Source organism: Streptomyces litmocidini (genome assembly GCF_014649755.1).
Lineage (GTDB): Bacteria > Actinomycetota > Actinomycetes > Streptomycetales > Streptomycetaceae > Streptomyces > Streptomyces litmocidini.
The window spans coordinates 45,845-66,393 of the sequence record NZ_BMTQ01000007.1; the positions used below are offsets into that span (position 1 = coordinate 45,845).

The window sequence follows — 20,549 nt, forward strand, 5'->3', positions numbered from 1 at the left end:
CCGGGCCAATCCCTTCGGATCGGCCCTGCGGACGCCCTGGCGACCCGCCTACCCTGAGGCCATGCATCCCACGCTCGCCGCCGACCTCGCCCTGCTGCCCGAACTCCTCCAATCCGCAAGCGACTTCGCGGCCCACGGGCTTTCCGGGGTCGACGAGCGGCCCGTCGCCTCCCCCGCGGAGGCCCCCGAGCCCGACCCGCTGCCGACGGCAGGCGTCGGCGCGCGCGGTGCGCTGGACCGGTTCGCACGGCGCTGGGAGCCCGGGTTCTCCGGCTCGACGGGCCCGCGCTACCTCGGCTTCGTGACCGGCGGCGCCACCCCCGCCGCCCTGGTCGGCGACTGGCTCACCGGGGCCTACGACCAGAACGGCGCCGCCGGCGGCGGCTCGACCGTGGACGCCCTGGAGCGCGAGACGGTGGGCTGGCTGCGGGAGCTCTTCGGGCTGAGCGGGGCGCACGGGGGTGCGTTCGTCAGCGGTGCCACGATGTCCAACACCGTGGGGCTCGCCGTCGCCCGGGAGTGGCTGGGCGAGCGGCTGGGCGTGTCGGTGTCCCGTGCCGGGGCCGCCGCGCTCGGCCCGGTCCACGTGCTGTCCGGCAGCCCGCACTCCAGCATCGCCAAGGCGCTGTCCGTGCTCGGCATCGGGCGGGACCGGCTGCGGCCGGTGCCGCTGCTCGGCGGGGAGCGCGAGGCCGTGGACGTGGCCGCGCTGGCCGGGGCGCTGGAGTCGCTGGGCGGCCGGCCCGCCGTCGTGGTCGCGAACGCCGGGACGGTGAACACGGTCGACTTCGACGACCTGCGGGCGATCGCCGCGCTCAAGGAGCGGTACGCCTTCTGGCTGCACGTCGACGCCGCGTTCGGCGCGTTCGCCGCGCTCTCTCCCGCCCGTGCCGGGCTCGTCGACGGGCTGGACGCGGCCGACTCGATCTGCGTGGACCTGCACAAGTGGCTGAACGTCCCGTACGACGCCGCCGTCCAGTTCACCCGCCGCCAGGACCTCCAGGTGCGGGTCTTCCACAACGAGTCGTCGTATCTCGGCCTTCCCGACGGGACGCCCGACTTCCTCCATCTGACGCCGGAGAACTCCCGGCGGCTGCGCGCCCTGGCCGCCTGGTTCTCGCTGACCGCGTACGGGCGCGAGGGGCACGCCGAGATCGTCGAGCGCTGTGCCGCGCTGGCCGACCGCCTCGGTGAGGGGATCTCGGCGGTGCCCGGTCTGCGGCTCCTCGCGCCGGTGCGCCTGAACGTCGTCTGCTTCACCCTCGCCGAGCGCCCGACGGCGGAGCGGCTCGCCGCCGTGGCGCGGGCGGTCGCCGGTTCCGGCGAGGCGTTCCTGACTCCCACGGTCCTGCGCGGCACGCCCGCGCTGCGCGCCGCGTTCAGCAACTGGCGCACGACGGAGGCGGACGCGGACCGGGTCCGGGACGCGCTGGCCCGGGCGGTCGAGGGGCTCTCCGCGGCGGGGGACGCGTGATCACGGACCGTCGCGACCTCGTGGGCCCCGCCGGAAGCGGTGGGGCCGCCGAGTCCGGTGGCGGCCCAGGGGCCGGCGCCCTGGTAGGCGCGGTCGGCGAGGATCGGGACGCCCTGACCCTCGCAGGTCCGGATGATGCGGTGGGTGCGGGCTGCGGTCAGGTCGTGGGTGCGGCCCGACAGCGCGGGCGAGGTCCACAGGACCTCACCGGCGGGGCCGGTGACGACCTGGACGTTCACGCCGTGCCGGCGGTGCTTGGCTGAGCAGTCGGCCCGGCTGTCGCCGACGCGGTCGCACTCCGTGAGGGTCCCGTCCAGCAGGACGAACTCCGGATCACGCTCGCGCAGGAGTCTTGAGCAGGCCCGGTGCCCGGTCGGCGAGCAGGCCGGGCACGGCGGTGACGTACGCGTGGGCGGTGCCGACGGATACGCCGAAGCCGGACGCGATTCGGATGAGGGTGCCGTGGCGGCGTGGGTACACCAGAGCGACGAGCGCCCGCTGGTGCGGCGGGAGTTTGCACCGTCGGTCGCCCTCACGGGTGACGATGAGCATCGTGACCCGCTCGACGAGGGCGTGCGGGAGGCCGAGTGCGGCAGGACGGGGAACCGGCGAGGCTCCTGTGCCGATGGGCTGAGACTTCGAACACCTCCCTGAACGGCACAGGGGCTCTGCGCGCTGCGGCCCCCGCCTCGACCTCATCGGCGTCACCCGATCAGTAGCCATGCTGAAAACGCTCACTCAGGCGTGCCCGCGGGGGCAGCTGCGTCTCGAATCACCCGGCGCGTGAAGTGGAGGCCCAGAGCGAGCGCGGGCACCAGCAGAGACAGCGGGAGAAGCGCCCACCACCCGAACCCGATCGCGAACATGGCGACGGAGATGATGCCGAACACCGACGTGGCGACCACGGTGACACCGAGGTTGGACAGGTTCTGTTCACGTGGCCGGGCTAGTTCCGCCTCCACGTTACGGCGCGCCCGTTCCAGGGCGGACTGGCGCATGTACTCGTGCTGCACGAGCACATTCCAGTTCTCGGGACTGACGCCCTCCATGTACTCGGGCATGAAAAGGGTGTCACGCGGCGCAGACCGCCGACGCCATGGGTTCCACCGTGCCATCGAATACCTGCCTCTTACCCCAGTGCGTACGCAGACGCGAGGATGTCAGCCAGTGACTCCATGAGCGTGACGTGGTGATCGATGAAGTCGACGTAGAGCGGAGCGTCTACCGAGAGTACTCCGATCTCCGTGGTCCCGTAGATGACGGGAACGGCGATCACAGCCTCGTAGCCCGTACCGGGGGGAACGAGGTACGAGTGCGTTTCGTGAACGCCGTCGATTCTGAACGTCTTGCCCCCTCCGCCGAGGATCTCGTTCTTCATGTGGGCTGCACCGACGGGGTCGATGACAGTCCGGGGAGGGCGGGCCCCGGGAAACGTGCCCTCGAGTCTGAAGCCTCCCGTGGCCGCGTCGTACAGGTAGAAGCTGCATCGTGCGCGCGGAAGGAAGCCTGGGCCGATCGGCGGGGCGGTGAGGGCGACTGCTCCCCTCAGCACGCCGTCCAGGACTTCTTTGCGCTTCTGCTGAAGGTCGGAGACCGTCTGTACGGGAGCCGACAACGGCAACGGCGCTGCGGTCGCATAGAGCGTGGCCAGTTCCTTGACCTTGTCGCTCAAGGGGCGAAGCGTCGTCGAGTACAGCATCGTCATGTCCGCCTCGGCTCGGACGGCGCGATCCTCTGCCCGCTTCTTCCCTTTCTCCACCAGGCGCTTCTCGAAGTGGGTGATGAGAACGACACCGAAGGCGGATATACCGGCTATGAGGGCCCACATCTTCTTGTCGGCCCCTTGCGCCCCGTCCGCCCACACGGAGACGACCGCAACCGCCACACCCAGGACCGCGGAGAAAAGGAGAAAAAGATAGTGAACGCCCCGTTCGGCCAACCATTGCTTCATCTTTACGTGTAGCTCCACGCTCGACAGTGGCCTGCTCCCGCAGACTCCCACACCGCAGCCTCGGAGCGCTCGGCGTCGGCGATCTCCGCGACACCGGATCCTGCCTCGACGTGGGGCGTTCACACCAAAAGCGGCGCAAAGCACACGGCAAAGGCGGGCACGTCTTTCTGACGCCACCCTGCTTCGCGAGATCAAAGTCGACCGCGCATCGCCGGTCCCCGATCCGGTCGCGGGCCGGTGTCCGGGGTCGGCCGCACAAGAAGATCCCGCATCGCCTCGACGACGCCGGCCCGCGCGAGCCGCGGCGTGGCGAGAGCGCGGTCGCCGAAAACGCTCACGGTTTCCCGCGCGGGGCCCGTCCGGTCCGGCGGACATCATTTCTGACGGTACGTCAGAAAGTTGCGTCGCGGGTCTGGGAACCTCCGGGGCCCGGCGCTACCCTCCGCGCATGATTCGGACGGTGGTGTGGGGTACCGGGAACGTGGGGCGCGCGGCCATTCGGGCCGTGGACGCCCACCCGGGTCTCGAGCTCGCGGCCGTGCTCGTGTCCGACCCGGCCAAGGTGGGCCGTGACGCGGGCCGGCTCGCGGGGCTCGGGCGCGATCTCGGGGTGGCGGCCGTCGACGACGTCGGCGCCGTGCTGGACGGGCGGCCGGGGGCGGTGGTGTACGCGGCCTCCGGCGACACCCGGCCCGACGGGGCGCTCGCCGATGTGGCGCGGGCCGTGGCGGCGGGCGCGGTGGTGGTGACGCCCGCCCTGTACCCGCTGTACGACCAGCGCAACGCCCCGCCCGAGTTCCGGGATCCGGTGCTCGCCGCGGTCGCCGAGGGCGGCGGTTCGCTCTTCGTGTCGGGCGTCGACCCGGGCTGGGGCAACGACGTGCTGCCGCTCCTGGTGAGCGGGCTCGCCGCCGCGGTGGACGTGATCCGCTGCCAGGAGATCTTCGACTACTCGACGTACGAGCAGGAGGAGTCGGTCCGGGAGCTGGTGGGCATGGGCCGGCCGATGGAGTACGAGCCGCCCATGCTGTGGCCCTCGGTGCCCACCATGATCTGGGGCGGGCAGGTGCGGCTGATGGCCCGCGCGCTCGGGGCCGAGCTCGACGGGATCCGCGAGACGCTGGAGCGGCGCCCGCTGGAGTCCACGGTGAGGACGCGGACGATGGGCGTCTTCGAGGCGGGGACGCAGGGCGCGGTCCGCTTCGAGGTGCAGGGGATCGTCGGCGGGGAGCCCCGCATCGTGATCGAGCACGTCACCCGGATCCATCCCTCGTGCGCGCCGGACTGGCCGGTGCCGCCGGACGGCGCCGGCGCGCACCGGGTGATCGTCGAGGGAAGTCCCCGGATCGAGGTGACGGTGGCGGCGACCGACGAGGGCGAGAACCGTTCGGCGGGCGGGAACGCCACGGCGGTGGGGCGGCTCGTCGGGGCGATCGAGTGGCTGGTGGCGGCGGAGCCGGGACTGTACGACGCGCTGGACGTGCCGCTGCGGCCGGCGGTCGGCAAGCTGGGAAGGAGACCACGGTGATCATCGACATTCCCGAGGGCCAGGAGCCGATCGGGTACGTGTGGGGCGACATGGTCCCGGAGATCGGGACGGCGGCGGCGAACTTCTCGCTGTCCGTGTACGCCCACACGACCCTGGGGCTGCGCGAGTTCGAGGCGGCGCGGCTGCGGATCGCGCAGATCAACGGCTGCGGCTTCTGTCTGGACTGGCGCACCGACCGGGACGGGGTGAGGGTCGAGGAGGGGTTCGGCGAGCTGGTGGCGGCGTGGCGGGAGACGGAGGTCTCGGAGGCCTTCGACGAGCGGACGCGGCTCGCGGCCGAGTACGCGGAGCGGTACGCGCTCGACCACCACGGCCTCGACGGGGAGTTCTGGGCGCGGATGACGGCGCGGTACAGCCAGGCGGAGATCGTGGAGCTGACGATGAGCCTGGGGTCGTGGCTGGCGTTCGGGCGGCTCAACCGGGTGCTCGGCCTCGACACGGTGTGCGCGCTGCCGACGCGCTGAGGACGGCCGAGAGGGGCCGGCCGGGGTTCCGGCCGGCCCCTCTCCCCCGTGCCGGCGGTCAGAAGTCCTCGGCGACGATCCGTTCGATGTTGCGTTCGGCGAGGGCCGTGATGGTGACGAACGGGTTGACGCTGGTGTTGCCGGGGATCAGGGAGCCGTCGATGGCGTAGAGGCCGGAGTAGCCGTGGAGCCGGCCGTAGTTGTCGGTCGCCCGGCCGAGGACCGCACCGCCGAGGGGGTGGTAGGTGAGGTGGTCGCCCCAGATCTTGTACGCGCCGAAGAGGTCGGTGCGGTAGATCGTCCCCTCCTTGCTGTTGATCCTGTCGAAGATGGACCTGGCCATGTCGATGGACGTCTGCTTCCAGGCCCGGTCCCAGCTCAGGTCGACCGTGCCGGTGGCCGGGTTCCAGCTGAACTCGGCGCGGCGCGGGGTGCGGGTGATGGAGAGGTAGAAGGAGGCGTAGGTCTCGATGCCGGTGGGCAGCGGGGCCACTTCCGCGAAGGCCCCGCCGGCGTCCCAGTTGTCGATGCCCGCGGTGGGCATGGAGGACTGGAGGCTGCCGGTGGGGTCCCACATGTGGTTGGCGCGCCCGCACATGACGTTGCCGTTGTCGCCCCAGCCCTTGCCGATCTGGTCGTTGAGGGCGGGCAGGGATCCGGTGGCCTTGAGGCGGGTGAGGAGCTTGCTGGTGCCGACGCTGCCGGCGGCGAAGAAGACCCGGTCGGCGCGGACGGTCTTGGTGGCGAGGACGGCGCCGGTGGTGTCGATCTGGTCGATGACGACGGCGTAGCCGCCCGCGGCGGCGGGGCTGACGGAGGTCACCCGGTGGAGCGGGGAGACGCTCACGCGGCCGGTGGCGGCGGCCTGGGCGAGATAGGTCTTCTGGAGGCTCTTCTTGCCGACGTTGTTGCCGTAGATGACCTCGCCCGCCAGGGCGGACTTCTGGACGGATCCGGCGGCCTCCTGCTTCATGTAGTCCCAGTCGTAGACGTTGGGCACGAAGACGAAGGGGAAGCCGGAGCGCTGGGCGTGCTTGCGGCCGACGCGCGCGTACTGGTAGCAGTCCGCGTCCTCCCACCAGTTCACGTCCACCGGCGTGACGCCCAGGCCGGCGTTGGCGCGCGGGTAGTAGGTGGAGTACATCTCGGCCGGGTCGACGGTGGGGAGGATCGCCGGGAAGCGCTCCCGGAGCGGGGTGACGGCCATGCCGCCGTTGACGAGGGACCCGCCGCCGACGCCGCGCCCCTGGTAGACGGTGATGCCGGCGAAGTCCTCGGCGTCGAGGATGCCGGTGTGCACGGGCACGTCCTTGTCGAGCGGGAAGCCGAGGAACTGGCTCAGCGGCTGCTTGGTGCGGGTGCGCAGCCAGAAGGAGCGGTAGTCCGGCTTGGTGGTGTTGGCGAAGACCTTGCCGTCGGGGCCCGGGGCGTCCCAGGCCATGCCCATCTCGATCATGTGGACGTCGACACCGGCGCGGGCGAGCCGCAGGGCGGCGACCGAGCCGCCGTAGCCGGTGCCGATGACGAGGGCGCGCACCTGGGAGCCGTCGGGGATGGGGGCGCAGTTCAGGCCGGGGACCTCGGCGCGGGCGGGGGTCGTGATCGCCCCGGCGAGGGCGGCCGCGCCGAGAACAGAACCTGTTCCCGCGAGAAAGCGGCGGCGGCTGACTCCGTGATCTCCCCGGTCGGGCAGGGCGTGTTCACTCATGTGGTCTTCCTCACTCGCGAGTGAATGGGAACACGTTCTACGACCGCCCGTCGAGGAAGTCACGAGAAACTGCCGGGTAACTTGGGCCGGAAAGGCACTCCCGCCCGTCAGAGGACGGCGGGGCCCGGAGCGCCCGTGAGGCGCTCGGGGGTGAGGAGTTCGGCGAGGCGTCGGGCGGGCAGCAGGCCCTTCTCCACCGTGAGCTCGACGACTCCCCTGCCGGTGGCGAGCGCCTCCTGGGCGATGGCCGTGGCGGCGGTGTAGCCGAGGTGCGGGTTGAGCGCCGTGGCCAGGCCGATGGAGTTCTCCACGGCCGCCCGCAGCGCCTCGGTGTTGGCGGTGATGCCGGTGACGCAGCGGTCGGCGAGGGTGAGGCAGGCGGCGCGCAGCGAGAGCAGGCTCTTCGAGAGGGCGTGGAAGATCACCGGCTCGAAGGCGTTGAGCTGGAGCTGCCCCGCCTCGGCCGCCATGGTGATGGTGATGTCGTTGCCGATCACCTCGAAGGCGACCTGGTTGACGACCTCGGGGATCACCGGGTTGACCTTGCCGGGCATGATGCTGGAACCGGCCTGCACCGGAGGCAGGTTGATCTCGCCGAGGCCCGCGCGCGGTCCCGAGGAGAGCAGCCGCAGGTCGTTGCAGGTCTTGGAGAGCTTGACCGCGATCCGCTTGAGGACTCCGGAGAGCTGGACGAAGGCGCCGCAGTCCTGGGTGGCCTCGATGAGGTTGGCGGAGGTCACCAGCGGCAGGCCGGTCAGTTCGGCGAGCTCGCGCCGGGCGGTCTCGGCGTAGCCGGGGGCGGCGTTGAGGCCGGTGCCGATGGCGGTGGCGCCGAGGTTGATCTCGTGGATGAGCTCGATCGCCTCGGCGAGCCGGCAGCGGTCCTCCTCCAGCATCACGGCGTACGTGGAGAACTCCTGGCCCAGCGTCATGGGCACCGCGTCCTGGAGCTGGGTGCGGCCCATCTTCACGACCTCGCGGAACTCCAGGGCCTTGGCGGCGAAGGCGTCCTGGAGGACCGCCATGGCCTTCAGGAGCTCGCGGGCGGCGCCGATCGCCGCGATGCGGATCGCGGTCGGGTAGACGTCGTTGGTGGACTGGCCGAGGTTGACGTCCTCATTGGGGTGCAGCCGGGCGTAGTCGCCCTTGGCGTGGCCGAGGAGCTCCAGGGCACGGTTGGCGACGACCTCGTTGGCGTTCATGTTGGTGGAGGTGCCCGCGCCGCCCTGGACGACGTCCACGACGAACTGGTCGTGCAGGTGTCCCGTACGGATCTCCCGGCAGGCCCCGGCGATGGCGTCGGCCTTGTCGGGGGCCAGCAGGCCGAGCTCCTCGTTGGCGCGGGCGGCGGCCTCCTTGACGGCGGCCAGCGCGTCGATCAGCAGCGGGTAGACCGAGATGGGCGTACCGGTGATGGCGAAGTTCTCGGTGGCGCGCAGGGTGTGGACGCCCCAGTAGGCGTCGGCGGGGACGTCCCGGTCGCCGAGCAGGTCGTGCTCGCGGCGGACGGGGGCGTCGTGCGGGGCCGGTGCGGGAACCATGAGGAGCCGTCCTTGGGGAGAGGAGGGGGTGGGGTGCGGAGGGGCGCGCCCGGTGTGTCCACGCGTGCGCGTACGGCCCCCGTGGCCGTTTCCGGGCACGGCGGAGCCGCCGGGGGACCCGGCGGGCGCGGTGCGCCGGTGGGGGAGGTTGATTCCGGCTCGCGGGCGGGCGGGGGGATGCGCCGTCCGCGAGCCGGGGCTGTGGGGTGTGCGTCGGCCGGGCGCCGGTCCGGGGGACGGGCGCCGCGGGCGGGCTCTACGCGCGGGCGGCGACCGCCGAGGCGGAGCGGGAGTGGCCGGTGGCGAGGACCGGCTCGGCGCGGACCGGCCCTTCGAGGAGGCGGCGCAGGAGGGCGGTGCCGCGGGCGGGGTCGCCCGCGGCGGTGGTGCCTTCGGCGAGCAGCGTGGAGAGGAGGGCGATCCGCGCCTGGCCGGCCCGCAGGGTGCCGGTGAGGAGGGCGCCGGCGGCGACGAGGTCGACCGCGCCGCCGCCGGTGTATATCTCGGCCAGCGGTCCCGCGGGGACGCGGGTGGTCACGGCGACCAGGACGCCCCGGGCGACCGCCTCCGCGACGGCGGCGGCGATCTCGGGCGTGGCGTTGCCCGCGCCGGTGGCGACGAGGACGATGCCCCGGGCGCCGGCGGAGACGGCCGCGTTCAGGAGGAACGGGTCGCCGTCTGAGTGGTGCGTGATGATGTCGACGCGGGGCAGCGGGACGGCGTCGGCCGCCCCCGGCGCCGCGGTCCGCGCGGCGGCCGGCAGGGGCAGCGGGGCGGGGCGCTCCGGCTGCCGCTCGATGTCGACGCGGGAGAACCCGACGCGGCCGAGGCGCTCGGCGGAGGGGTCGGAGAAGGCGTCGGCGGCGAGGGTCTGGGTCTTCACGGTGCCGCGCGCCGCGTGGACGCGCCCGTCGAAGACGACGAGGACGCCGAGGTCGCGGACGGAGGCGGCGACCTGGAGCGCGTCGTAGAGGTTGCCGGGGCCGTCGCCGTCGCCGGTGCCGAAGGGGCGCTGGGCGCCGGTGAGGACGACCGGGCGGGAGTCGGCGTGGTGGAGGTCCAGGAGGAAGGCCGTCTCCTCCAGGGTGTCGGTGCCGTGGGTGACGACGATGCCGTCGACGCCCGGGTCGGCGAAGGTCTCGTGGACGGTGCGCAGGAGGGCGAGCTGGTGGGCCGAGGTCATGCGGGAGCTGTTCACGTTGAACAGGTCGACGACCTCGACGGTGACGCCCTCGGGGAGGGGCGCGGTGGCCAGGACGTCGTCGCCGGAGGCGTCGGCCGCGTAGCCGGTGCCCTGCCAGCGGCTGGCGATCGTGCCGCCGGTGCTGATGACGACGATCCGGCGTGCTCCTCCGTCGTTCGTCCGCTTCATGCCTGCCGTCCTCACTCCGTGCCCAGGTGTTCTACGCTCGCAACGGTAGGGCAGGGGGCGCGCAAGGCGATTGCGAAATCAGCCGCCTTTCTGTTTCTTTGTGGTGGATAATTGCGCCATGGACCGAATCGATCTCCACATCTTGCGCGAGCTCCAGAACGACGGCCGACTGAGCAACCAGGAGCTGGCCCAGCGGGTCGGGCTCAGCCCCTCCCCCTGTCTGCGGCGGGTGCGCCAGCTGGAGCAGGACGGGGTGATCCAGGGGTACCGGGCGGTCATCGACCCGGAGGCGGTGGGGCGCGGCTTCGAGGTCCTCGTCTCGGTGGAGGTGAAGCGGGACCGGAAGACGGTGGAGGCCTTCGAGGAGGCGCTCCAGGAGGTGCCGGACGTGATCGAGGCGTACCGGCTGTTCGGGAGCCCCGGCTGTCTGCTGCGGATCGCGGTGGCGGACCTCGCGGCGTACGAGCGGCTGTGGATCGAGCGGCTGACGACGCTGGCCGGCGTCACCGAGGTCAACTCCCAGATCATCATGAAGCGGATCAAGGAGCCGAAGGGGATGCCGGTGGACGTGCGGGGCTCCTGAGGCCCCCGCGACTCCCCCGGGGGCGCGCGCGGTTGCGCCATATGCGAGAACGTCACGGAACAGCCTCCTCCCCGTTACATGACAGGTACCTGACGTGTGCCACTCTCCCGGTGACACGAAGTCAACACGCGTAGACAACGGCGGCGTCGAGCCGCCGTCCGTCGTCCCGCGCGTGCCGTCCCCGGGAAAGGGCCCCCCATGTCCGTTGTGCGGACCGGCAGATGGAAGGTGTGGGCGACCGCCGTCGCCGCCACCCTCGTCGGCGTCACGCTCCCCGCGGTCACCGCGACTCCCGCGAGCGCCACGACCACCGCGTACGACACCACGTACTACAAGAACGCGATCGGCAAGACCGGCACGAGCCTCAAGTCCTCGCTGCACACCATCATCAGCAGCCAGAGCAAGATCTCGTACGACGCCGTCTGGAACGCGCTGAAGACGACCGACCAGGACCCGAACAACACCGGCAACGTGATCCTGCTCTACAGCGGCGTCTCGCGCAGCAAGTCCCTCAACGGGGGCTCCGTGGGCGACTGGAACCGCGAGCACACCTGGGCCCAGTCCCACGGGAACTTCGGCACCTCGGCCGGCCCCGGCACCGACCTGCACCACCTGCGCGCCTGCGACGTGCAGGTCAACAGCACCCGCGGCAACAAGGACTGGGACAACGGCGGCAGCGCGGTCAGCGGCGCGCCCGGCAGCTACACGGACGGCGACTCCTTCGAGCCGCGCGACGCGGACAAGGGCGACGTGGCCCGCATGATCCTCTACATGGCCGTGCGCTACGAGGGCGACGACGGCTGGCCGGACCTGGAGCCCAACGAGTCCTCCACGAACGGCAGCGTCCCCTTCCACGGTCGCCTCTCGGTCCTGAAGCAGTGGAACGAGCAGGACCCGCCGAGCGCCTTCGAGGAGCGCCGCAACGACGTCATCTACACCAGCTACCAGCACAACCGGAACCCGTTCATCGACCACCCGGAGTGGATCGAGGCGATCTGGTAGCCCGAGCGCCGCGGACGTGACGGAGCCGGGCCGGACGCGTCGCGTCCGGCCCGGCTCCCCCATGCCGACCCCTACGCATGACCGCTTCCGTGGCCCCCAAACGCGAAATCGCGGATCGTCTCACGTTTTTGAAAGAGCGACTCCGACAACCCAAATGCGTTACCTAGCCGTTATAAACGGTCACTTTGACCACTTCTGATCGAATTTGCCATGCGCCTGGGAGGTGATTCCCGGCACGGAGGCCGTCGGCGCACCTATCACGCCACCACCGCACCGAACAAGCCCTTCGACCCAGGAAGTTCCGCGGGCCGCTCGGTAGCTTCGGCGCCCATGACCACTGCCCCCCTGTCACCCCTGGTCGGCGGCCTCTCCGTCGGCCCCGCCGAGATCACGGACGGCGCCGAACTCTGGCGGATCGCCCGCGGCTCGGGAGAACTCGACCTCAACTCGCCGTACAGCTACCTGCTGTGGTGCCGCGACTTCGCCGACACGTCCGCCGTCGCCCGTGACGCCTCCGGACGACCCGTCGGCTTCGTCACCGGCTACCTGCGTCCCGAAGCGCCCGGCACGCTCTTCGTCTGGCAGGTCGCCGTGGAGGGTTCGCACCGCGGAAGCGGGGTAGCCGGGCTCCTGCTCGACGCTCTGTCCGCCCGAGTGGCGGCCGAGCACGGACTCGACCGGCTGGAGGCGACCGTCACACCGGGAAACCTGGCGTCCGACCGGCTCTTCCGGTCCTACGCCCGCAGGCACGGGGCGGACCTGACCCGCGAGGTCCTCTTCCCGTCCGCCTCCTTCCCCGTGGCGGGGCACGAGGCCGAGGTGCTCTACCGCATCGGCCCCCTCGCGCCCCCGACGTCCTGAGCCGCCCCGGCGCCCCCGGCCGCCCCGGCCTCCCGGGCCGGCTCCGGCGCCCTGAGCCGGCTCCGCACCACTCCCCCGCATCACACCCTGGAGAAGAGACTCCGTGACCCTGACCGACATCGCCGCCCCCTCCGTCTTCGAGACCGTCGAATCGGAGGTCCGCAGCTACTGCCGTGCCTGGCCCGTCGTCTTCGAACGCGCCAGCGGGAGCCGGCTGTACGACGAGGACGGCCGTCCGTACCTCGACTTCTTCGCCGGGGCGGGCTCGCTCAACTACGGCCACAACAACCCGGTGCTCAAGCGCGCCCTCCTCGACTACCTCGCCGACGACGGCATCACCCACGGCCTCGACATGTCGACGACCGCCAAACGCACCTTCCTGGAGACCTTCCGCTCGACGGTCCTCGAACCCCGCGCCCTGCCCTACAAGGTGATGTTCCCCGGCCCCACCGGCACCAACGCCGTGGAGGCCGCCCTCAAACTCGCCCGCAAGGTCACGGGACGCCAGACGGTCGTCTCCTTCACCAACGCCTTCCACGGCATGTCGCTCGGCTCGCTGGCCGTCACCGGCAACGCCGCCAAGCGCGCCGGAGCGGGCGTCCCGCTGCACCACGCCGCCCGGATGCCCTTCGACGACTACCTCGACGGCCAGCTCACCGACTTCCTCTGGTTCGAGCGGCTCCTGGACGACGCCGGCTCCGGCCTCGACCACCCCGCCGCCGTGATCGTCGAGACCGTCCAGGGCGAGGGCGGCATCAACGTCGCACGGGCCGAATGGCTGCGCGCGCTGGCGGAGCTCTGCCGCCGGCACGAGATGCTCCTCATCGTCGACGACATCCAGATGGGCTGCGGACGCACCGGCGACTTCTTCTCCTTCGAGGAGGCGGGCATCACGCCCGACATCGTCACCCTGTCCAAGTCCATCAGCGGCTACGGCCTCCCCATGTCCCTCTGCCTCTTCCGGCCGGAACTCGACCTGTGGGAGCCCGGCGAGCACAACGGCACCTTCCGCGGCAACAACCCCGCCTTCGTCACCGCCACCGCCGCCCTCGACGCCTACTGGCGCGACGGCGCCCTGCGCGAGCGCACCCTGAGCCGGGCCGACCGGGTCGAACGCGCCCTGCTCGACCTGTGCGGCGACGACGGCCGCGCGGGCCTGGCCGCACGCGGGCGCGGCCTCGTGTGGGGCCTGGAGTTCGCCGACGGGGAGCGCGCCGCGGCCGTGTGCCGGCGGGCCTTCGAGATCGGCCTGCTCCTGGAGACCTCGGGGCCGCGCGGCGAGGTGGTCAAGCTGCTGCCGCCGCTGACCGCGACGGACGACGAACTCGACGAGGGCCTCGGCATGCTGGCCCGCTCCGTGCGCCACTGCGCCTGAGACCGCACCCACAGATCCACCCGAAAGGCCATCGCCCATGATCGTCCGTACCTTCGACGAGCTGGAGAACACCGAGCGGCACGTCCGGGCCGCGTCCGGGACCTGGGAGAGCAAGCGGATCGTGCTGGCCCGCGAGCGGGTCGGCTTCTCCCTCCACGAGACCGTGCTGTACGCGGGCACCGAGACCTCCATGTGGTACGCCCACCACGTCGAGGCCGTCGTCTGCACCGCCGGCGAGGCCGAGCTCACCGACCACGAGACCGGGCGCACGTACACGATCCTGCCCGGAACGATGTACCTGCTCGACGGGCACGAGCGCCACACCCTCAAGGTCAAGCAGGACTTCCGCTGCCTGTGCGTCTTCAACCCGCCCGTCACCGGGCGCGAGGACCACGACGAGAACGGCGTCTACCCGCTCCTCACCGAACCGGAACCCGACCACGGCCAGGCCTGAGGTCCGCCCGTACCCCGCCGACCACCCCGTACGCGAAAGGAAGCGCCCCGCCCCATGACCTCCGCACCCACCCGCCCCGTCGACCTCTACCCCACCCGCGGCTCCCGGGAGGAGCTCATCGGCCGCAAGGACCCCGTCGTGTGGTCCGAGCCCGGCACGCCCGGCCCCTTCTGGGCCCGGGAGCTGGAGGAGTACGACCGCGACGGCTTCGTCACGGTGGAGGAGCTCGTCACCCCGGACGAGGTCGACGAGCTCCGCGCCGAGCTGGACCGGCTCGTCGCCGACCCCTCCGTCCGGGCCGACGAGCGGGCGATCGTCGAGCCCCGCTCCCAGGAGATCCGCTCCGTCTTCGAGGTGCACCGGATCAGCGAGGTCTTCCGCAGGCTGGCCGAGGACCCCCGGATCGTGGGGCGGGCCCGCCAGATCCTCGGCTCCGACGTGTACGTCCACCAGTCGCGGGTCAACGTCAAGCCCGGCTTCGGTGCCAGCGGCTTCTACTGGCACTCCGACTTCGAGACCTGGCACGCCGAGGACGGGCTGCCCCGGATGCGGACCGTCTCGGTCTCGATCGCGCTCACCCCGAACCACACCACCAACGGCAGCCTGATGATCATGCCGGGCTCGCACCGCACCTTCCTCGGCTGCGCCGGCGAGACGCCCAAGGACAACTACAAGCAGTCGCTGCGGATGCAGGACGCCGGGACGCCGTCCCACGAGGCGCTCACCACCTTCGCCGACGCCTGCGGCATCCGGCACTTCACGGGCCCGGCGGGATCGGCCACCTGGTTCGACTGCAACGCCCTGCACGGCTCGGGCGACAACATCACCCCGTACCCCCGGAGCAATGTGTTCCTCGTCTTCAACAGCGTCGAGAACATGCCCGAGATGCCCTTCGCCGCCCCGGTCCGGCGCCCCTCCTTCATCGCCGCCCGCCCGGAAGAGCGGGCGTGAGCGGCTCCGTGCCGCCCGGCCGCCGCCGCTTCCCCACCGGAGCGTCGCTCCTCGCGGTCTCGCCCTGACGGCCGCTCGAACCGCGACGAGGTGACGTCCGCGCTCGATCTCCGCGCTCGATCCGGAACTGGTCGCGGAGGAGCTCCTGCGGTCGCCCACGCACGCGCGTTCCCCGGTCCGGCCCGGTGAGTCCGACGGCCGGCGGCTGACCGGGGGCACGCTCCGGTCCACCGGGCGTGCCCCCGGTCAGCCGCCGGCCGTCGTCCCGGCCATGCCCTTCCGCAGCCGCCCCGGGCTCCGGGCCAGGAGGCGCGAGACGCGCGTCCGGGACGCGCCCGGACACTCGCATGTCTGCGTCCGGGCCGGCTCCTCGACGCCCCGCGGGTGCGGCAGCAGCCGGCCGCGCTCGCCGAGGGTCTCCACCAGCGGGGCGAGGGCGTGGAAGTCCTCGACGCGGCCCTCGCCGACCTCCTCGCCGAGGAGGTCGGCGAGGGCCGCGTCGTCGTCCTCGTCGTCACCGCTGCCGACCGCCGCGTCCAGGGACGTCGACCGGTAGCCGTTCGAGGCCGGCTGGGCCTCGAATCACCTGCGTCCCGGACAGCCCCGTGACGGGCGCCGGCTCCGAGACCCGGGGCGCGCGGCCGAGCCGCGGGCTCAGCCCGTCGGTCGCCCGCGCCAGTTCCCCGCGCCTCCTGGAGCCGGCGCGGAACGTGGACCGCCCAGACGGTGTCGCGGAAGAACCGCTCGGTCTCGCCCCCGGTGCAGGGCGGGGCGAAGGTGGTGACCCCCACCTCGCGGGACAGGTCGAAGCGGTCGATCGCCTTGATCGGACCGATCAAGCCGACCTGGACGATGTCCTCCCGCTCCTCGATCCGTGCGCGGAGGCGGCCCGCCGCGTGGCGCACGAGGGGCGTGTTCCTCTCGATCAGGGTGTTCCGGGCGTACTGGTGCCCGGCCGTTTCCTCCTCCCGTTCCGCGAGTTCGCGGAAGAACGCCCGCGACAGGGTGCGCGCGGCCCGGGGAGCCACCGCGTGGGGCACCTCCAGAACGGGAAGGCCCCCTCGCACCGCTCGTCCCGTACGTCGCACCGCTCGTCCCGTACGTCGTCGCCCCGGCCCCCTCGGCCCACACGGGGACGCTTTCTCCCGATGTGCCCGTTCGGCGGCCCGCCCGCGTACCCCCTCCGCGCGGGCCCACCCCTCAGCCGAACGAACCGCTCCGGAAACGGGCGGAAAGGTATCAGACCGACATGTCCGGGCAGGCGATCCCCATCAGCCTTCGACACATCAGAAAGGAGGGACCCGGGATGAACAGCCGGAGCGCAACCCGGTCCCGTACGACCGCCGGGGCCTCTCCGGCCTCCGCCGGGAGGGCCGGACCCTCACTGCTCCTCACCCCGGCGCAGGCCCGGCGACTGGTCAGCCGCACGCTCGCGGCCCTCGGCCCGCTGCGGCACTCCCAGGTCGACGACCTGCTGCTCGTCACCTCGGAACTGGTCACGAACGCCCACCGCCACGCGGGCGGCCTGACCTCGTTCGGGATCGCCGTCGGTGGTGACCGGGTGACCGTCTCCGTGGCCGACGCCAGCGGGGATCCGCCGCGCCACGAGCCCCGCGGGGAGCTGCGGCCCGGTGGCTTCGGCTGGCCGATCGTGCTGCGGCTGTGCCGCGAGGTGTCGGTGGACACGCGGCCGGACGGCAAGACCGTCCACGCGGCGGTGACGGTCGACCGCTGAGGCCGGACGCCCGGGCGGCCGCGGGGCAGGATCGATTCGCCCGACCGCACCCCCTGGGCTCACCACCAGTAGGCGGGGTAGCGCGGTGCCGCGCGACGGATGCGGGAGGCGGCGAAGGCGGTCAGCACCAGCAGGACGGTGGCGCCGAGGAGCAGGGGGACGAAGCGGCCGGGGGCGGGGGCCTGGAGCACGATGACGACGGAGGTCGCACAGGCCGGCGAGTGCGGGGTGCGGGCCAGCGTGGTCAGCGCCAGGGTGACTCCGGCGGCGAGGGCGGCGGCCCAGGCGCTGCCGTGCGCGGCGACGGCCGCCACGGCGTATCCGGCGGCGGCGCCGAGGAGGTGGCCGACGATCACGCTGCGGGGCTGGGCCAGGGGCAGCGCGGGGGCGCAGTGGACGAGCGCGGCGCTGGCGGCCAGCGGGGGTATCAGCACGGGCTCGTGGATGAGGGCGCCGATGGCGACGAGGCCGAGGAGGGCGGCGGTGGCGGCGCTGACGCTGTGGAAGGCGGCGCCGGGCGCGGGCCGGGCCGGCGCCCGGCCCGCGATCCACGGCAGGCGCGGTTCCCGGGGGGCGGCGGTCGGTTCGGGGGCGGTGTCGGGACGCGGGGCGGCGTCGGTGCTCATGGGATGCGAGGTTTCCGGGACAGGCGGCCGTGGCCGGGCGGTCGGGGACGGGGTGGGGCGGTCGTTACGGGTCCCTGTGGTCGACAGTCGGCCCGGTCTCACGCCCTGCCTGGTGCGGCGGCGTGGCCTCGCACCACTCTAACCAGCGGTTTCGCCGCGGCGCGGGCGGGGTCGGAGGCAGGATCTCCTCATGACCGACACTCCCTCCGCCACGTCCCGCGCCACGCCCGCCTCCGCCCCGCCCGCCTCCGCCCCGCCCGCCTCCGCCGCGCCCTCCTTCCGGCTTCTCCCCGGGGCCGCGGACTCCCCCGTCCTCCTCCACGTGCCGCACTCCTCCCGCGAGGTGCCCGCGGAGGTGCGCGCCGGGATCCTCCTCGGCGACGGGGATCTGGACCGCGAGCTGGACCACATCACGGACTCCCACACGGCGGAGATCGCCGCCGTGGCCGCGGCGGCGGCCGGCACGACGCCCTGGCGGTTCGTCAACGGGCTCTCGCGGCTCGTCGTCGACCCGGAGCGCTTCCCGGACGAACGCGAGGAGATGCTGGCCGTCGGGATGGGCGCGGTCTACACCCGGACCACCCACCGCGCGGCGCTGCGGCCGGCCGGGTTCGACGCGGCGCCGCTGCTCGACCGGTACTTCGTCCCGTACGCCCGGGCCGTGACGGAGGCCGTGGCGGAGCGCCTGGCCGTGGCGGGCCGGGTGGTGATCGTCGACGTCCACTCGTACCCGACCGAACGGCTGCCGTACGAGCTGCACGGCGACGGCCCGCGCCCGCCGGTCTGTCTCGGGACGGACGCCTTCCACACGCCGCCCGCGCTGCTCGACGCGGCGCGGGAGGCGTTCGGCGGGTTCGGGGGCGTCGGGACGGACAGCCCGTTCGCCGGGACGTACGTGCCGTTGGAGCACTACGGCCGGGATCCGCGGGTGAGCGCCCTGATGGTCGAGATCCGCCGCGATCTGTACATGAGCGAGCCGGGCGGGCCCGCGGGACCGGGGGTCGAGGCCCTCGGGACGGCCCTGGCCGCCCTGGTCGACGCGGTGACCCCGACGGGTGGACGTGCCCGAAAAGCGTAAAATCGGACAGATGAACCCACTCCGATACGAGCTGGTGTTCTCCGACGACACGGGGACGGCGGAGGACGTCGTGGTCGTGGAGCGCACGCCGCTCACGGGGTCCGGCGGCCATCCGGTCTACGCCGACCCCACCGGCATCATCCGGGCCGAGATCAGCGACCGGAACGAGGTGCGCATCCTCGCGACCGGGGCACATCAGCAGATCTCCCGGCAGGTCCGGGCCCGCGCCCTGCCCGATCCGGAGGATCCGTCCTCCGCGGCCGCCTGAGGCCACGCGCCCGCCCCCTCATGCGTTCGGTCGCACCGGACTGGCCCGGGGCCCGTCCGGTGCGCAGGCTGGGGACGGGCCCCGGGCCGGGGCCGCCCCCGGAGCGAGGAGACCCCGCCGATGACCGCGCCCGCAGCACCCCCGTACCGGTACGACGACCTCAGCGCGCTGTACCTCAACTGCACGCTCAAGCGCTCCCCCGAGGTCAGCAACACGGAGGGGCTGATCGAGCGCAGCCGGTCGGTGATGGAGGCCCAGGGCGTGACGACCTCGCTGGTGCGGCCGGTGGACCTGGACATCGCGACCGGGGTGTGGCCCGACATGACGGAGCACGGGTGGGCGTCGGACGCCTGGCCCGAGCTGTACGGGCGGGTGATGGCGGCCGACATCCTGGTGCTGTGCGGGCCGATCTGGCTCGGCGACAACAGCTCCGTGATGAAGCGGGTGATCGAGCGGCTCTACGCCTGTTCGAGCCTGCTGAACGACGCCGGGCAGTACGCGTACTACGGCCGCGCCGGGGGCTGCCTGATCACGGGCAACGAGGACGGGGTGAAGCACTGCGCGATGAACGTCCTCTACAGCCTCCAGCACCTGGGGTACACGGTGCCGCCGCAGGCGGACGCGGGCTGGATCGGCGAGGCCGGCCCGGGGCCCTCGTACCTGGATCCGGGCTCGGGCGGTCCGGAGAACGACTTCACCAACCGGAACACGACCTTCATGGCCTGGAACCTGATGCATCTGGCGGGTCTCCTGAAGCGGTCCGGCGGCGTCCCGGCCCACGGGAACCAGCGCTCGGCCTGGGACGCCGGGTGCAAGCCCGGGTTCCCCAATCCGGAACACCGCTGACCGGCCCTTCCGGGGGCCGGGACGTACACCGCACGCACTTGACGTGCACACAAGCGACACTTAGCTTCGCCTTACCTAAGTTATGCCGTCCTCACGTCCGGAAGACCACCGCATGTCCAGAACCGCGCAGGAGCTCAGACCCGCGCAGGAGCTCACCCCCTCCTGGCTCCTCACCGCCCTCGGGCTCGTCGCCACCGCCGGCATCGCGGCGGCCTGCTGGACCGCCGGACACGTCCACGCGGACGCTCCCCTGCTGACGGTGGCCCGCTTCTTCCACGTCGCCTTCCTCGTCGTCGGGCTCGGTTCGGTGCTCGCCGTCGACTGGCTCGCCGTGCTCTGGCTGACCCGGAAGCGGCCGCTGGCCGCCGTCCTCGACACGGCCGTCGCCCTCCAGGCGCCGATCTGGGCCGGGCTCGGCGGGCTCGTCGTCTCCGGCCTCTTCCTCCGCCCCGACCTCCACTCCCCGCTGACCCTGGTCAAGTTGGGCCTCGTCGTCGCCGTCACCCTCAACGGCCTGTGGGCGCACCGGATCGGCCAGCTCCTGGAGGGCCACCGCGCCGGCACCGTCCCCCGTCGGCTGCTCGTCCTCTCGGGCCTCGCCGCGACCATCAGTCAGACCGGCTGGTGGGGCGCCTGCCTCATCGGCTTCCTCAACAGCCAGGGGACGTGAGCCGGGGTCATCGACCCCACCCCGGTTTTGGTTTGTCGGAC

The 20,549-nt window shown here is 72.5% G+C and carries 20 protein-coding genes and 2 pseudogenes; 14 read left to right on the plus strand and 8 right to left on the minus strand.

Annotation, left to right across the window (positions count from 1 at the left end):
• Positions 1 to 61: 61 nt before the first annotated feature.
• Positions 62 to 1,474, plus strand: a complete 1,413-nt coding sequence (locus IE180_RS17140; RefSeq protein ID WP_190157746.1) for a pyridoxal phosphate-dependent decarboxylase family protein — start codon at positions 62 to 64, stop codon at positions 1,472 to 1,474.
• Here the strand turns inward: IE180_RS17140 and IE180_RS17145 are convergent.
• From IE180_RS17145 to IE180_RS17155, 3 genes and pseudogenes are all read right to left on the minus strand, one after another.
• Positions 1,447 to 2,026 (minus strand): annotated as a pseudogene (locus IE180_RS17145) (transposase); the annotation flags it as partial. The gene IE180_RS17140 and the pseudogene IE180_RS17145 sit on opposite strands and share 28 nt — an antisense overlap.
• 182 nt (positions 2,027 to 2,208) lie before the next feature.
• Positions 2,209 to 2,535, minus strand: a complete 327-nt coding sequence (locus IE180_RS17150) for a hypothetical protein (protein ID WP_190157747.1) — start codon at positions 2,533 to 2,535, stop codon at positions 2,209 to 2,211.
• A 68-nt stretch (positions 2,536 to 2,603) separates the two neighbouring features.
• Positions 2,604 to 3,443, minus strand: a complete 840-nt coding sequence (locus IE180_RS17155) for a GAF domain-containing protein (RefSeq protein WP_190157748.1) — start codon at positions 3,441 to 3,443, stop codon at positions 2,604 to 2,606.
• A 430-nt stretch (positions 3,444 to 3,873) separates the two neighbouring features.
• On the opposite strand from IE180_RS17155, the gene IE180_RS17165 reads away from it, so the two are divergent.
• Both IE180_RS17165 and IE180_RS17170 read left to right on the plus strand, forming a co-directional pair.
• Complete coding sequence (locus IE180_RS17165; RefSeq protein ID WP_190157749.1) at positions 3,874 to 4,953, plus strand: NAD(P)H-dependent amine dehydrogenase family protein; 1,080 nt, start codon at positions 3,874 to 3,876, stop codon at positions 4,951 to 4,953.
• A complete protein-coding gene (locus IE180_RS17170) occupies positions 4,950 to 5,438 on the plus strand; it encodes a carboxymuconolactone decarboxylase family protein (RefSeq protein ID WP_190157750.1) in 489 nt (162 codons plus the stop codon). The genes IE180_RS17165 and IE180_RS17170 overlap by 4 nt, the downstream gene beginning before the upstream one ends.
• 58 nt (positions 5,439 to 5,496) lie before the next feature.
• Here the strand turns inward: IE180_RS17170 and IE180_RS17175 are convergent, their stop codons facing one another.
• The 3 genes from IE180_RS17175 to IE180_RS17185 all read right to left on the minus strand — a co-directional run bounded on the left by IE180_RS17175 (position 5,497) and on the right by IE180_RS17185 (position 10,059).
• Entirely contained in the window at positions 5,497 to 7,146 is a 1,650-nt protein-coding gene (locus IE180_RS17175; RefSeq protein WP_190157751.1) for a GMC oxidoreductase, read from the minus strand.
• Positions 7,147 to 7,253: 107 nt separating this feature from the next.
• The gene (locus IE180_RS17180) at positions 7,254 to 8,687 is read right to left on the minus strand and encodes an aspartate ammonia-lyase (RefSeq protein WP_190157752.1); all 1,434 of its coding nucleotides are present in this window, start codon (positions 8,685 to 8,687) and stop codon (positions 7,254 to 7,256) included.
• A gap of 256 nt (positions 8,688 to 8,943) precedes the next feature.
• The gene (locus tag IE180_RS17185) at positions 8,944 to 10,059 is read right to left on the minus strand and encodes an asparaginase (RefSeq protein ID WP_190157753.1); all 1,116 of its coding nucleotides are present in this window, start codon (positions 10,057 to 10,059) and stop codon (positions 8,944 to 8,946) included.
• A 118-nt stretch (positions 10,060 to 10,177) separates the two neighbouring features.
• On the opposite strand from IE180_RS17185, the gene IE180_RS17190 reads away from it, so the two are divergent.
• The 6 genes from IE180_RS17190 to thpD all read left to right on the plus strand — a co-directional run bounded on the left by IE180_RS17190 (position 10,178) and on the right by thpD (position 15,285).
• On the plus strand, positions 10,178 to 10,642 hold the full coding sequence (locus IE180_RS17190) for an Lrp/AsnC family transcriptional regulator (protein WP_190157754.1): 465 nt from the start codon (positions 10,178 to 10,180) through the stop codon (positions 10,640 to 10,642).
• A 198-nt stretch (positions 10,643 to 10,840) separates the two neighbouring features.
• Positions 10,841 to 11,644, plus strand: coding sequence for an endonuclease I family protein (locus IE180_RS17195; RefSeq protein WP_190157755.1), 804 nt, complete (start codon positions 10,841 to 10,843; stop codon positions 11,642 to 11,644).
• Positions 11,645 to 11,974: 330 nt separating this feature from the next.
• A complete protein-coding gene (gene ectA, locus IE180_RS17200; protein WP_190157756.1) occupies positions 11,975 to 12,505 on the plus strand; it encodes a diaminobutyrate acetyltransferase in 531 nt (176 codons plus the stop codon).
• A gap of 109 nt (positions 12,506 to 12,614) precedes the next feature.
• Positions 12,615 to 13,880 (plus strand): diaminobutyrate--2-oxoglutarate transaminase, encoded by a 1,266-nt coding sequence (gene ectB, locus IE180_RS17205; RefSeq protein WP_373302795.1) that lies wholly within the window; start codon positions 12,615 to 12,617, stop codon positions 13,878 to 13,880.
• Between the two features lie 37 nt (positions 13,881 to 13,917).
• On the plus strand, positions 13,918 to 14,334 hold the full coding sequence (locus IE180_RS17210) for an ectoine synthase (RefSeq protein WP_093877667.1): 417 nt from the start codon (positions 13,918 to 13,920) through the stop codon (positions 14,332 to 14,334).
• A 54-nt stretch (positions 14,335 to 14,388) separates the two neighbouring features.
• A complete protein-coding gene (gene thpD / locus IE180_RS17215; RefSeq protein WP_190157758.1) occupies positions 14,389 to 15,285 on the plus strand; it encodes an ectoine hydroxylase in 897 nt (298 codons plus the stop codon).
• Positions 15,286 to 15,531: 246 nt separating this feature from the next.
• On the opposite strand, the pseudogene IE180_RS17220 reads toward thpD, so the two are convergent.
• A pseudogene (locus tag IE180_RS17220) lies at positions 15,532 to 16,373 on the minus strand (sigma factor).
• 218 nt (positions 16,374 to 16,591) lie between these two features.
• Between IE180_RS17220 and IE180_RS17225 the strand changes: the two are divergent.
• Positions 16,592 to 17,020, plus strand: a complete 429-nt coding sequence (locus IE180_RS17225) for an ATP-binding protein (protein ID WP_190157759.1) — start codon at positions 16,592 to 16,594, stop codon at positions 17,018 to 17,020.
• A gap of 59 nt (positions 17,021 to 17,079) precedes the next feature.
• Here the strand turns inward: IE180_RS17225 and IE180_RS17230 are convergent, their stop codons facing one another.
• Positions 17,080 to 17,646: an HPP family protein gene (locus tag IE180_RS17230; protein ID WP_190157760.1), complete on the minus strand. Its 567-nt coding sequence runs from the start codon at positions 17,644 to 17,646 to the stop codon at positions 17,080 to 17,082.
• Positions 17,647 to 17,836: 190 nt separating this feature from the next.
• On the opposite strand from IE180_RS17230, the gene IE180_RS17235 reads away from it, so the two are divergent.
• The 4 genes from IE180_RS17235 (at position 17,837) to IE180_RS17250 (ending at position 20,508) form a co-directional block, all read left to right on the plus strand.
• Entirely contained in the window at positions 17,837 to 18,724 is an 888-nt protein-coding gene (locus IE180_RS17235; RefSeq protein WP_190157761.1) for an N-formylglutamate amidohydrolase, read from the plus strand.
• Between the two features lie 10 nt (positions 18,725 to 18,734).
• A complete protein-coding gene (locus tag IE180_RS17240; protein WP_190157762.1) occupies positions 18,735 to 18,992 on the plus strand; it encodes a DUF6296 family protein in 258 nt (85 codons plus the stop codon).
• 120 nt (positions 18,993 to 19,112) lie between these two features.
• Entirely contained in the window at positions 19,113 to 19,838 is a 726-nt protein-coding gene (locus tag IE180_RS17245; RefSeq protein WP_190157763.1) for a flavodoxin family protein, read from the plus strand.
• A 112-nt stretch (positions 19,839 to 19,950) separates the two neighbouring features.
• On the plus strand, positions 19,951 to 20,508 hold the full coding sequence (locus IE180_RS17250) for a hypothetical protein (RefSeq protein ID WP_190157764.1): 558 nt from the start codon (positions 19,951 to 19,953) through the stop codon (positions 20,506 to 20,508).
• Positions 20,509 to 20,549 lie beyond the last annotated feature (41 nt).